Origin of the sequence: Larkinella sp. C7 (assembly GCF_006149005.1) — a bacterium.
GTDB lineage: Bacteria > Bacteroidota > Bacteroidia > Cytophagales > Spirosomataceae > Larkinella.
Genome location: NZ_VBSL01000010.1, coordinates 183,428 through 196,453 on the forward strand (window position 1 = coordinate 183,428; position 13,026 = coordinate 196,453).

Consider the following 13,026-nt stretch of genomic DNA (forward strand, 5'->3'; position numbering starts at 1 on the left):
CGCTTGGAAGATATACGTTACGCCAACTGCTGGCGAATGGTCGGGAGGTGCAGCTTGTTCGGATCGGTCCGGAGCCGCAGTTCGGTGTATTCGTATTCTTCTTCAAACAAATCCTGAAGCTCGTGGACGTACTGGAGATACCGGCGGGTTTGCACACAGAGCCAGCAATTCATGCCCGGAATGAGTCGGGAATCTTCAAAGATCCAGGAGTTGGCAGAAGGGTCCGGCCAGTAGCCAAAAGCGATGAGCCAGGGTTTGGTGAGCTTGATGGGCTGGGGACGATTGGGCGGCTGAAGTTCTTTCAGAAGCGTTTCGGTCAGCAGGACGGGCTCATTGTGAATGAGGTAATAGCGATTCGGTTTGGGACGGTGGAGCATCCTTCAGAGATAACGTGAGGTTTTACTAAAATAAGTAGAAAAGCAGAATACAAGTAACTTGTATTAATAAATCGTTACATAAGTTTAGCAACCGGTACAAAACCGCTTATTGTAAGCGGTTTTTATCGTTTACAACAACAGCGAATCGACCCGGTGGGCGTGTACCATCCCGTAGGTTTCCGACCAGGTAAATATCGTAAAACGACCGTCCTGGGAGGCCACCAGCGCCACAGCATCCCGTTGGTCGAACACAAACTGAGCTGCCGACAAATGCCGGGTTCCGCCCGTCTGCGTGGGTTGCACCTTCGCGGGTTTATTGCCAATAACCGGTTCGGTCATGATGATCTGCTCCACCCGGTCGGTGGTTTCGGAACGGCCTATTTTGGCGCCAAATCCCAACACTTCGTAGCGATCGTTGATGATGGTCGCGCCATCGACCGACGTCAGGCCGGCAATGGCCTCGACGGCCAGGTTCACCGCTCCCCGCCATACGTTCTGGCTGGCCGCGTCTGATTCCTGCTGCAACAGATCCGCCAGCCGGGAAAACACCGGCACCACCGGATACAAAATAGGCTGAAGAATGGAATCACGCCAGGACTGACTGACCGACGGAACCACCAGCAGCGAACCGCCCCGGCCGTGTGCCCGCATGGAAACCGCCAACTGCACCAGAATGTTCATCGAATCGTTCCAGAATGACGGCAGTTTGAAACCGAGCATAGACGTGACGACATCCGGACAATCGGGCGCCCGGGCGGTGCCTTCGTCCACGATTTTAATCTGATCGCCTTTCAGAATGGCGACATTGACAAACTTGCCAAAACCGTCCATCCGCCGGTGTTTGATGACGAGCAGACCGGGTTCGATCACTTCCAGCACGAGGCAGTTGCCCGGAATTTCGCGGGTGGTTCCCCAGATGTACAATTCTTCGTTTTCGTGCCAGACGCCCAGATGAATGCCGGGGCGCTCGACGGCGGGGGCCAGTTTGGTCAGCACGGCGGGGGTAAACCGCAGGCGATACCCAAAAATCAGGGGTTCACCCGCTTGTTCGGGGGGCAAAAAGGCCAGCGTCACTTTGGGCGAAACCCCTTCTTCGTGTCGCAGGCTGGCCCAGAAAGCCGTATCGATCATGGCCTCGATTTCCGGTGCATATGGCTGATGCCCGGTGTCCTCCCCGCCATTGCGGGTTGCCGTCGCAAAATGATGGGCAAAATAGGTTTCTATGGTTCCCGAAACCAGCCGGGCCGCCTGATAAGTTGATTCAGCGTACATCGTCTAAAATAAGCAATATTGCACTGAAAAGATTCGAAAGCCGCTTTTTAGTTCCCGATTTGAAAACACCCGGGCCGGAATATCATCCGGTTATTCCAAAACCCTTTTCCAAAAGCCTATTGAACGGACTACCGAAATGGCCGCAATCCCTGATAATTCAGCTACATTTGGTTATTTTTAAGGGTATTTTACGTATATGAGCGAAGAAATTTACTTGTGAATACGGATTTAGGAACGGGAAATGAATGGGTTGAGTTGCTCAGCAGGGCAACCGGGGATACTGTCTGGAACTGGAACCTCGAAACCAATACCGTCTGGTGGAGCGAGGGCTACACCAGATTGTTCGGCCATGATATGCCGCCCGCCGGGGTCGGGCCCCAGTCCTGGCATGATTACATTCATCCCGAGGATAAAGAACGGATGGTGACCGGTCTTCACCGCATCATCGATCAGGGGGGCCTCAACTGGTCGGAGGAATACCGGTTTCGGCGGGCCGATGGAACCTACGCCATCATTCACGACCGGGGCTACATCCAGCATCGGGATGGCAAAGCGATTCGCTTGATCGGCTCCATGCAGGAGATCACCGAACAGACTGCGCGACGCTGGCTGCATTTTTTTGGGCATACGCACTTGTCGAAAACCGGTCGGGCGTATCCGTTGCCGGGGGGCAACAGCACGGCCGAAGGAACGGCACGGGTGGACGAGCATTTTGGAAACCTCATTGCCCAGGCTCCGGTAGCCATCAGCATTCTGAGTGGCGAAAATCTGGTAATTGACACCGTCAACAACGCGATGTTGGAGCTCTGGGGAAAAGATGCTTCCATTCTTAATCATCCCCTGTCCGACGCCCTGCCCGAACTCAAGGATCAGGGATTCATCGAATTACTGAAAACCGTTTATGAAACGGGCGTTCCCCATTACGGGTTTGAAACGCTGGCACAACTGCAGCGCAACGGTCAACGGGAAGACGCCTATTTCAATTTTGCCTATGCCCCGATGCGGGAAAACGGGAAGCACATCACCGACGTCATGGTGCTGGCTACCGAGGTAACTCCTCAGGTCCAGGCAAAAATGGCACTGAAAGAAAGCGAACAGCGGTTTCGCAACCTGATCGAAGAAGCACCGGCAGCCATGAGCCTGTTTGTTGGCCCGGATATGATCGTTGAACTGCCCAACGAAGCGATGCTGAAGTTTTGGGGGAAAGGAGATACGGTTATTGGAAAACCGCTCCGGGAAGCCCTTCCTGAGCTGATAGGGCAACCGTTCCTGGATATTCTGGATGAGGTCTACCGAACCGGTGTTGAATTTTCGTCGCAGGAATCTGAAGCCAGATTGGTGGTGGACGGTAAACCCGGCATTTACTATTTCAATTTTACGTACAAACCGCTGCGCAATGCCGACGGTGAGGTGTATGCGATTCTGGACGTTGCCATTGACGTAACCGAACAGGTGTTGGCCCGCCGGAACGTGGAAGCCAGTGAATTGCGGTTTCGCACGCTTCTGGAGGCCATTTCACCCATGACCTGGACGAATACGCCCGAGGGGGAAGTCAATTTTTACAACCAGCAATGGTACACCTATACCGGGCTGGATTATGAGCAAACCAAAGCCTGGGGCTGGCAGGCCGTGGTGCATCCCGACGACCTGCCCTGTACCCTGGAAACCTATTTTAAGTCGCTCAAAACCGGGGAGGTGTTTGTGGTCGAAAACCGCTACCGGCGGGGTTCCGATGGCATGTACCGCTGGCATCTGAACCGGGCGCTGCCCATTCGGGACGAAACCGGAGCCATCACACTCTGGGTCGGAACGGCCACCGACATTCACGAACAGAAACGAATCGAAGCCGAACTGGAAAGTCAGGTTCAGGCGCGGACGCGGGAACTGAAAGAATCGAACCAGGATTTGCTCCGCTCGAACGAAAACCTGACGCGGTTTGCCTACGTGGCGTCCCATGATTTGCAGGAACCACTGCGCAAAATTCAGTCGTTTGGCAGCCTTCTGCAAAGCCAGTATGCCTCGAACCTGGGCGACCATGGCCTGGATCTGATCAACCGCATGCAATCGTCGGCGGGGCGCATGTCGGAGTTAATCAAGGACTTGCTGGCCTATTCCCGCATTTCGACCCGCCAACAGAATTTTGATCCGGTTTCCTTGACCCACATTCTGACGAAGGTATTGGAAACGCTGGAATGGCAGATTCAGCAGGCCGGGGCCGTGATCCAAAGCGACGATTTGCCGACGATCAACGGCGATGCGTCTCAGTTGGGGCAGCTCTTTCAGAACCTGTTATCCAACGCCATCAAGTTCAGACGACCGGACTCCGCGCCCGCCGTTCAGATCAGCTACGCGAAACGGTCTGCTTCTGATTTGCCCGCCAGTGTCCGCCCCATCCGGCAGGCCAGCCACTACCACCTGATCAGCGTCACCGACAACGGGATTGGCTTCGACGAAAAACACGCCGACCGGATTTTTGAAGTGTTTCAACGCTTACACGGAAAATCGGTCTACAGCGGCACGGGCGTGGGTTTGGCGATCTGCCAGAAAGTAGTCGAGAACCATGGCGGAGCCATCACCGCCCACAGCCAGCCCGGGCAGGGCAGCACGTTTCGGGTTTATCTGCCGGTGTGAGTGATTCGTGCTAAAATAAATGATTAGCATTGTGGTAAGAGTCGTATCGCAATCCCACTCGCTTTGGCAGATGCCGATTTGGTTACCTTGAAGCAGGTAGTCAGTATCGGGCAAAATATGCCCATCCTACAAACCTGATACCAGGCCAGAAATACCCCTACTCCATAAAAACGCTTTTCCCATCCCTAAATCTCGAAAGACCAACGTTTAGGGATGGGAAAAGCTTGTTCGGCTTGGGAAATTACTGCTGACCCTGGTTAAGTTGGGTTACATTGTAGGTATAAATGTCCTTCATGGTGAGGCCTTGGTTCGTAATCCGATTGCCTTCTACAACCTGATTGTCCTCGTTCAGGATATACCCATATGACCAATCAAAACCGATCGTATTCGTCGGGATAAAGCGGGTCTGATAGCGTCGGGGAAGGTGCGTCCGTAGCTTCCCAAAAATGGGTTGAAACTCATCGATGTAAGACAGATTCCAGGGGTTGAGCGGTAGGTTATCCGCCACTAAACCTGTCCAAGGTTGGCCACCAGGACCCGTCGATTGCAAATTGCCCGCGTAGGGGCCGACTTTATCGTAAGAAAAAGTCGTCTCAAAGTCCTGCTCGCTAACGGTTTTAATCAAATCACCTTCCGCATTATAGGTCAAGACAACCTTATTATTGCCATTTTCTTTGATGGCTACCAATTTGCCTGCCCCATTGTAGTGATAAGTCAACACCGGCTCATAGCTACCAGGCTGTCCGTCCATACTGAAATTGAGGCACTTGGCCTCGTAACACCGACCACCGCCATCCAACTTATAAGTCCATACGGATTGTTTCTGAAAAGTACCGTTGTTGTTTTTAGAAATTGTTGCCGTAATGGTTTTGTTATCGTACGTATAATCGAAGCGTTGGGAGGAACCCCGGAGCACGGTCGCTACCTTTCCTCCTTCCCGCGGATATTGAAAGATGATTTGGTGGGCGTTTCCCTGCGAGTCCGACCCGTCTATTTTCTTCACCTGATACTGCTTGCGCATCTGGACCTGGCTGTTGGTCATTACCGATTCGCGGTCGGTTGGTTTGGCCGCTGGTGTCAGGGGACCTACTACCTGGTTTTTGTCACAGGAGGTTAAGCCTGTTGCTACACTTAGACTAACTAAAACAATAGCACACGATTTCACTAACTGGTTCATTATAGTTGTTTTTGTTGTGTTTGATTGATTGAACGCAACAAAGGTATAGCTGTCCAAATCGCCCGACTACACCCAATCAACAGCAGGTAGCCATGGGTGAATAAGTAGCAGAAAGGAGCTTCTACGATCCATGTAGATTTGCCAGAACCAGGAAACATCCAGTTCCCGGCAGCGAACCTCCCAGGCTGGATCGATTTCGGAACGCATCCAGGCCAATGGCACGCTTTTCAGCGCCGGTCGAGACCGGCGCTGTTCCGATTCATGCCGTGCAAACCGTAAATTTTGGCTCAATTACCCAACCGCATTACATGCTGTATTGATTCGGCTGACGCCTTCAAACCGGCATGTATCGGGCTTCAATGTATAATACTGAGAATACCTATCTGGGGTCTACAGAATTTGAGTTTCGGGACAGTTTCTGGATTTTTTAGTTTAGGAAGAGAGCCCAACGCCAGAATCACTATGATAACGTTGATTTTTTAAAACCAACAGTGTCACCAGTGAGGGCGTTGAAGCTTCGGTACTTATTTTCTCAGAGCACTCCCGTACAATGCAAATCCGACTTTATCAGTATTGGCAATCCTTGCAGGAGTCGCTCTGGTTCGTTCCGACGCTCATGGTATTTGCCTCCTTTGGAATGGCCTACGGATTGATCACCTTCGATGCTGAAACGTCCTTTGATGGCGCCAAGCGATTTCCGCTCTTATTCGGTGCAGGGGCCGAAGGCTCCCGGAGCATGTTAACGGCCATTGCCGGATCCATGTTAACGGTCGCTGCCCTGGTTTTTTCGTTGACCCTCTCGACCATTACGCAGGTCAGTAGCCAATATTCGCCCAGAGTGCTCCGCAATTTCATGCGCGACCGCAGCAATCAGGTCGTTATGGGTTATTTTGTTGGTGTATTTGCTTACTGTCTCATCGTACTCGGAACCATTCGCGGCACCGAAGAACAAAAGTTTGTCCCATCAACCGCGGTTTTGATGGGATTGCTCTTGGCGTTGGGGGGCGTGGCCGCCCTTATTTTTTTTATTCATCACATCGCCGAATCCCTGCAGACGGGTACGATTGTGGAACACATCAGCCACGAAACGATCAAGGTAATCGATGCGCTATTTCCTGGTGAATCTGAAAAACCGGTTGAAACAATCCTTGGGGATGATGCTCGCTGGCGCCATGCCGAGACCCAGTCCGGCTGGCAACCGGTTTTATCCACACGATCGGGCTACATTCAGCACATCGACCTGGATGAGGTACTTCGCTGGGCGATCGACCACCGGGCCTTACTGCGTGTAGAGCAGACCATTGGCTCTTTTGTTGGCGAAAAAGCACTGCTTTTCAGTATACGTTCCAACGGCGAAAAGCCCGGTATCTTCGATTCCAACCATCTTCATAAATTACTGGATCAAATAGCGATCGGCCGCCATCGCAACATCGAACAGGATGTCGCCTTTGGAATTCAACAATTGGTGGACATTGCCCTGAAAGCACTTTCTCCCGGCATTAACGATACGACGACTGCTGTTATGGCGATAGACTACGCAGGTGCCATTATGGAGCGACTGGCATCCCGAAATTTTCCGGAGCCGTTTCGCACCGCCAACGGGCAACTTCATATCCTGATTCGGCCCGTTGGCTTTGATCATTACCTCCGGCAAACCTTCGATCTGATCCGGATCAATGCCAAAGGAAATCACGCGGTAATCCGGCGTTTGATGCGCGCGCTGGCTTTAGTCGGTAACCAGTGCCTGGACGATGATCGAAAAGCCCTCATTCGGGAACAGGCGCACCTTCTGTTGCAATATGCGGAACAGACGCTGACAACCCCCTATGAAAAGCGGCAAGTTCAGACTTTGTATCATGAAATGGCAAGGTCCTGGTCAAACTGATCCCATTTTCTCATGCATTACGTAAATCAGAACTTGTTCTCTTTGACTCAGTTATGGATTCTAATTGAATTCTAAGGTTGCCCTAAGCTTTCTTTAAGTTTTTCGAAGTTCTCTCTGGTAACAGACAAGCACCAAAAGGCTGTTGGTTAGCCTCCACGGCTTTTTCACAAACCATAAACTCAACGAATTACCATGAGAGCCGCTTTCCTTATCCTTACACTTTGTATGACTGCCCTGCAGATGAAAGCACAGCTATACAGGGCACCGACCCGTCTGGCGATTGGTGCCCGAATGGGTGAACCGGGTGGTGTGATGGTACGCAATTACTTCCGCAATAACCGCAATGCCCTCGAAATAAACGTTGGAACCTATGGGGCTTTCTGGGATCACGATCGCGCCTACCGCCAGGGTTATTATAAAGACATTGGCTGGTCGGCCAACCTGCTCTATCTCTGGCGCACGGGATTGGGCAACAGTCGGAATGTCCAACTGTATTATGGGCTGGGTGGTCAGCTAAACAACCGCCGGTATTACCGATTGCAGGAGGTTACCCTCCAAAGTGGGCAGACCGGAACGGCGGAGGTGAACGTCAGAAATGTGTCACTGGGTGCGGTGGGTACACTGGGGTTCGAATATTTTCTGGATCGGGGGTATAAGCCCCTGTCGTTTTTTGCCGAAATCGGCGCTTACTCAGAACTGGTACCTTCTATTCTGCACACGCATGTGCAGGGTGGAGTGGGTGCCCGACTGAATTTTTAAGCTAAACTATATAAACACCATGAATACAGATCAACACGCAAAACCGGCCAATCCAGTAGACCGGAGAACGACTGGATTAAATTCAAGGGTTATCCTTTATGGGGTTATCATCCTTCTGATCGGTGGAGCGGGTTATTTGCTGTACCGGAACTGGCAGTTGACCCGGCAGGTAACCTCTGAACGCAACACCTTGTATACTACAGCCCAAAATAACCAACTGGCCAGCGATCGGCAGCAGTTGATGTTTGGCATGAAAACGTTTGCCTGGGCGGTAGGAAATGCTTTAGGGCAAGGCAAAGAGAGCGAAATCAATGCCTACTTTAACGCGCTGGTCAAAGACCGTGGTGTGAAAGAGATGTTGCTGGTTGACCCAACGGGCAACGTTAAAATCTCGACAAACAAGAAGAATCAGGGAATTTCGTTTGCGGATCGTTTTCCGGCCAGTCTGCTCCAGCAGGAGAATGTGTATTTCACCAAGCAGGAAGCCTACCAACTATCAGCCCCGGTTATGGCACCGGGCAAGCGCCTAGGAACGCTGGTGATGATCTACACCCCCACGCCGGTCCTGCCTGATTTAACGACCGACAACCAGCAAACAGTCAATCCTTAAAAGGCAGAAATCATGACAGATGTTTTAGAAATGTTGGGTAACTGGCTTTTGAAGGGGTGGGAGAGCATTGGAAGAGGATTCGTTGTCAGTGTTCTGGCCTACGCCGGATTATGAAAAATAGACAGCTACTACAACGGTAGTTGTTTCGTCTTAAAATCAATTGGTCCACTCTAGAACTTTCGCCAGTTGCCTCTAAATTCCCAATACCGCAACCTATCCTGATTGCGAAGCAAACAGGGGGCCACAAATCTGCTGGACAAATTGCTGCCAGGCCGTGTAGTCGGTCGGTTTGACCCAGCACCAGGAAACGTCCAGTTCCCGGCAGCGAACCTCCCAGGTGGGGTCGATTTCGGAGCTCATCCACGCAAACGGAACGGTTTTCAGCGCCGGTCTTGACCGGAGCAATTCCGTCAGTTCCAGCCCGTCCATCCGGGGCAGGTGATAGTCGATTAAAATCAGACTGGGAACCGTCACGGCACTGTCCAGGTAGGTTAGAAGGCTGGCAGCATCGCTAAACGGATTGAGCTGGCAGGTGCCGCCAATCTGTAACATGGCTTTTTGCATCAGCCACAAGTCATCTTCATCGTCGTCAACTACCAATACAAGTGGCTTCATAAGAATCTGTTAACGGGCAGACGCCTGTACAACAGGGGCGTTGTCGCACTTTCCCAGGACCGAGAAAAACTCGTTTTTTTCTAAACTCGTTTCCGGCTGATTTGTTCGACCTATTATGAAGACCGGTACTCCAGGCAGTATTTGAAAGGCCGGTTGGGCTCACTCAACCCTTCAAATACCTTGATACTATTGCGCAACCGTCACGCCATTCGTTTTCAATACCTTGTGAAAAAACAAAACGTGGTAGGGCAGCGAGTTTTCCCAGTAGTCCCAGGTATGCCCGCCGGGGTGTTCGGTGTAGTCGTGGGGAGTCTGGTTGTAGACCAGCCGCCGGTGTAACTCCCGGTTGGGCTCGATCAGAAAATCATCCACCCCGCAGTCGATGATCAGTTTCAGTCCGTTGGCTTTCATTTTATCGGCCATAAAGACCACGGAATGATCGGCATACGGATCGGGCGTTTTACCCAGCGGACCGAGAATCCGCTCAAACCGGGGCGCAATCTGTTTGGCAAATTCGGGCGTAATCCGCCAGTGCGTCGGGTTCAGATCGAGCGCCCCGCTCATGCTCCCGGCGGCACAGTAGAGATCCGGGTGGCGCGTCGCCAGATACAACGCCCCGTGGCCACCCATGCTCAGGCCCGTGATGACACGCCCTTTTCGATCCCGAATCGTGCGGTACGTCTGGTCGATTTTCGCCAGCACTTCTTTCGTGAGGTAGGTTTCAAACTGGCTGTCTTTCTGAAACGGACTGTCCAGGTACCCGCTCAGGTTTTCGCCCTCCGGGGTTACGATAATCAGGTTGTACTGGTCAGCCAGGTTGTGCAGCAGCATTTTGTCGGGCGTACTCGACAGCCAGTCGCTGAACCGCCCACCCCCGCCGTGAAGCAGGTACAAAACCGGGTAAGCGGCTTTGCTTTTGGCATAGGAATTCGGCAATACCACAGCCGCGCGCAGGGTTTTCTGCATCACGGCACTGGGAATGTCCAGCGAATCGACTTTGGCACCGAACGAAACGAAGCCGACCAGCAACAAGCTAAAAAAGAGAAAGTAACGAAATGGATTCATGGATAATTTTAGTCAAAAGTTGAGCAAATCAGAAAGCCCTTACCGGAACAGCAACGGCACATATTCGTTGAGATACTGCCGCCAGTTGGTCCAGGTATGCCCCCCCGACGTTTCCTTGTACTGGTACTTGATCTGGTGTTTATCGAGCAGCGCCATCGTTTTTTTGTTGGCATCCATCACAAAATCGTCTTTGCCAATTTCAATCCAGAACAGCTTCTTGTTTTTGTTAAAACCGGGATCGTTCAGCGCACGGGCGTATTTGGTTTCGGCTTCGTCGATGGTCGCGCCAAAAAAACCGGAGCTGAACACGCCCACGTAATTGAACAGTTCGGGCCGGGACAAGGCCACATCCAGCGTTTGAAAACCACCCATCGACAGCCCGGCAATGGCCCGGTTTTCGCGATTCGGCTGCGTCCGGTAGGTTTTCTCCACATACGGCATGATTTCTTTCAGCAGTTCATCGGCAAACAACGCCCGCATTTTCTGCATCGCGTCCGGATTGGGCATTCCCGATGAGGGCGGCAGCGGCATGCTGCCATTGGGCATCACCACAATCATGGGTTTGGCCTGCCCGGCCGCCAGCAGGTTGTCGAGAATAAACCCCGCGCGACCGACCGTCGGCCAGCCGGAATCGTCGTCACCCCCGCCGTGGAGCAGGTAAAAAACCGGGTATTTCGTCGTTCCTTTTTCGTAGCCCGGGGGCGTATACACATGCATCCGGCGTGCCATGCCCAGCGTATTGGACTGGTACCAGACCTGCCGCAATTCGCCGTGGGGAACCGGTCGGTTGTCCTGAAAAACCGTTCCGGCCCCCGGCAACGCCATCACATTTTCCAGACTGCTGATGCCCTGCTTGATCACCGGATTTTTGGGGTCCATCGTCCGAACGCCATCGACCGTCAGCGTATACGTGTAGTAATCGGGTTTCAGTGGGCCAACCGTCACCGACCAAACGCCATGCGCATCTTTGGTGAGATTCAGCGGTTTCATAACCGTCATAAAGTCGCCAACCACCGTTACCTCACTCGCTTTGGGCGCGTAAAGTTGAATCGCAACCCGGTTGTCGGTCAGCACTTTGGGCGATTTGAGCGTATCGTTGGGCGTGGGTTGCCGCGGGGGCGTTTGTGCCAGGGTCTGAAAACCCAACAGCAGAGCCGCGATCAGTAACCCGCTGGAGGTAAGCATACGATTCATAGAAATTTCGGCTAAAGGTTGGTGTGCCATTGACGGCTTTCACCAAAAATAGGGAAAGGTTTCATATTGTAAAAAATACAGAAAGGTTTTTTTGAAGTATTAGGAGATCAAGTAGTACATTTTTTCCAAATCTCGTCTCCCTCCCTGCCCGCACCGCTCCGTCAATTATCCACTTTTTGACCCTGCTTATTCACCCAACACCGCCCAGTATCGCTTCCGGCTGGACTTGGTGGTATTGGCAACCGTATTTTTGACCGGAAATAACAAATACACCACGATGAAATTGATCCTCTTCACTTTGTTGCTTGCCGGTATGATGAACGCAGAACCTGCCAAGGCCGATTGTCCACCCGTGGTTGCCGACGGCAAAATCCACGGCATTTTACCCGTTCTCAATCAAAAAGTGGCCTATACCGAGGTAGTCGATTGCGGCAGTGTTTCGCAGATCGACCTGTTCCGACGCGCCCGGTTGTGGGCGGCAAAATCGTTCCGGTCGGCCGGCGAAATCTTCAACGTGAGTGACAAGGAAACCGGTGATCTGGTCGGGAAAGCCGTTCAGGTCGTCACCCTGCCGCGTTCCGAAACCTCCGCCGGTGGTGTTTATTCCTTCCGTTACACCTTCGTGATCGAATGCGCCAACCGCAAATACCGGGCAACGATCACGCATATTGAACTCATCGAAGGCGGTATGGATTCAAAGTCCGTTCCGGTTGAAGTCTATTGCCAGAAGAATGACAAGGATTTGCGGGCGATGTATACAGAACTCGACAAACACCTCAAAAATGTGCTGGTGTCGCTTCAGGACGAGGTAAAAAATTACAAAGCGTTTTGATTCATGAACCGCACCCTCTCCTATTTTGCCGGTCCCGAACTGGTCTGGGTTCTGATGCTGGCCGTTACCGCTTTGCTGGCGGCCCGCAACCCGGGTACGGATGCCGGCAATGAGCAGTTGCTGACTTTTGGCTGGTTTTTACCGCTCCTTGGCGTGTGGCTTTCGTTTGTTCCCCTGTTCTGGGCGCCCGGCAGCCCGTGGTGGTGGTTGCTCCGGATTGTCCTGGGCGGTTGCGTTGGCATTGTGATTTTGGTTACGATTCTTTGCGAAGCGGTCGATTACCACGACAGTCGCAATTCGGGCGTTGGCAGCGGCTATATCGTCTTCATCAGCCTGGGTTATCTGGCGTTGTTCGCCAGTGCCGTTGTAGCCGCTTTGTTCTTTCTCACGAAGTGGAATTTCCTGCCGGTGCTGAAATGGGGACTGATTGTCATAGGTGGTTTAACGGCATTTTTCAGCCTGATTTTCTGGATTGCCTCCTTCGGAAAAAATGCGGCTTCCTGATCGATCCCTTCCATTTTTCCCATAAAAAAACGCCCGGAAGGCGAACCTTACCGGGCGTTTTCAAAAAAGGCTGATGCGTCTAAAACCGTCAGCGCTCTGTGTTAC

General features: G+C 52.3%; 12 protein-coding genes. 6 read left to right on the plus strand and 6 right to left on the minus strand.

Features of this window, described 5'->3' with window-relative positions; genetic code table 11:
- Positions 1-17: 17 nt before the first annotated feature.
- Positions 18-377: a hypothetical protein gene (locus FH871_RS22770; RefSeq protein WP_114406907.1), complete on the minus strand. Its 360-nt coding sequence runs from the start codon at positions 375-377 to the stop codon at positions 18-20.
- Between the two features lie 129 nt (positions 378-506).
- Positions 507-1,649, minus strand: a complete 1,143-nt coding sequence (locus FH871_RS22775) for a putative sensor domain DACNV-containing protein (RefSeq protein ID WP_138993733.1) — start codon at positions 1,647-1,649, stop codon at positions 507-509.
- Between the two features lie 216 nt (positions 1,650-1,865).
- Here FH871_RS22775 and FH871_RS22780 point away from each other — a divergent pair, with 216 nt between their 5' ends.
- Entirely contained in the window at positions 1,866-4,280 is a 2,415-nt protein-coding gene (locus FH871_RS22780) for a PAS domain-containing protein (RefSeq protein ID WP_138993734.1), read from the plus strand.
- Positions 4,281-4,521: 241 nt separating this feature from the next.
- Here FH871_RS22780 and FH871_RS22785 read toward each other — a convergent pair whose 3' ends face one another.
- Positions 4,522-5,457 carry a DUF4595 domain-containing protein gene (locus FH871_RS22785; RefSeq protein WP_138993735.1) on the minus strand — a complete coding sequence of 312 codons (936 nt, stop codon included), beginning with the start codon at positions 5,455-5,457 and terminating at the stop codon, positions 4,522-4,524.
- A 550-nt stretch (positions 5,458-6,007) separates the two neighbouring features.
- On the opposite strand from FH871_RS22785, the gene FH871_RS22790 reads away from it, so the two are divergent.
- The 3 genes from FH871_RS22790 (at position 6,008) to FH871_RS22800 (ending at position 8,711) form a co-directional block, all read left to right on the plus strand.
- Entirely contained in the window at positions 6,008-7,342 is a 1,335-nt protein-coding gene (locus FH871_RS22790) for a DUF2254 domain-containing protein (RefSeq protein ID WP_138993736.1), read from the plus strand.
- Between the two features lie 240 nt (positions 7,343-7,582).
- Positions 7,583-8,101 (plus strand): hypothetical protein, encoded by a 519-nt coding sequence (locus FH871_RS22795; RefSeq protein ID WP_229317499.1) that lies wholly within the window; start codon positions 7,583-7,585, stop codon positions 8,099-8,101.
- A gap of 19 nt (positions 8,102-8,120) precedes the next feature.
- A complete protein-coding gene (locus FH871_RS22800; protein WP_138993737.1) occupies positions 8,121-8,711 on the plus strand; it encodes a hypothetical protein in 591 nt (196 codons plus the stop codon).
- A gap of 213 nt (positions 8,712-8,924) precedes the next feature.
- On the opposite strand, the gene FH871_RS22805 is transcribed toward FH871_RS22800, so the two are convergent.
- The 3 genes from FH871_RS22805 to FH871_RS22815 all read right to left on the minus strand — a co-directional run bounded on the left by FH871_RS22805 (position 8,925) and on the right by FH871_RS22815 (position 11,585).
- Complete coding sequence (locus FH871_RS22805; RefSeq protein WP_138993738.1) at positions 8,925-9,326, minus strand: response regulator; 402 nt, start codon at positions 9,324-9,326, stop codon at positions 8,925-8,927.
- Between the two features lie 186 nt (positions 9,327-9,512).
- Positions 9,513-10,391, minus strand: a complete 879-nt coding sequence (locus FH871_RS22810) for an alpha/beta hydrolase family protein (RefSeq protein ID WP_138993739.1) — start codon at positions 10,389-10,391, stop codon at positions 9,513-9,515.
- A 39-nt stretch (positions 10,392-10,430) separates the two neighbouring features.
- Entirely contained in the window at positions 10,431-11,585 is a 1,155-nt protein-coding gene (locus tag FH871_RS22815) for an esterase (RefSeq protein WP_138993740.1), read from the minus strand.
- A 277-nt stretch (positions 11,586-11,862) separates the two neighbouring features.
- Between FH871_RS22815 and FH871_RS22820 the strand changes: the two genes are divergently transcribed.
- A complete protein-coding gene (locus tag FH871_RS22820) occupies positions 11,863-12,417 on the plus strand; it encodes a DUF4468 domain-containing protein (RefSeq protein WP_138993741.1) in 555 nt (184 codons plus the stop codon).
- Between the two features lie 3 nt (positions 12,418-12,420).
- Entirely contained in the window at positions 12,421-12,921 is a 501-nt protein-coding gene (locus tag FH871_RS22825; protein ID WP_138993742.1) for a hypothetical protein, read from the plus strand.
- The last annotated feature ends 105 nt before the right edge of the window (positions 12,922-13,026 follow it).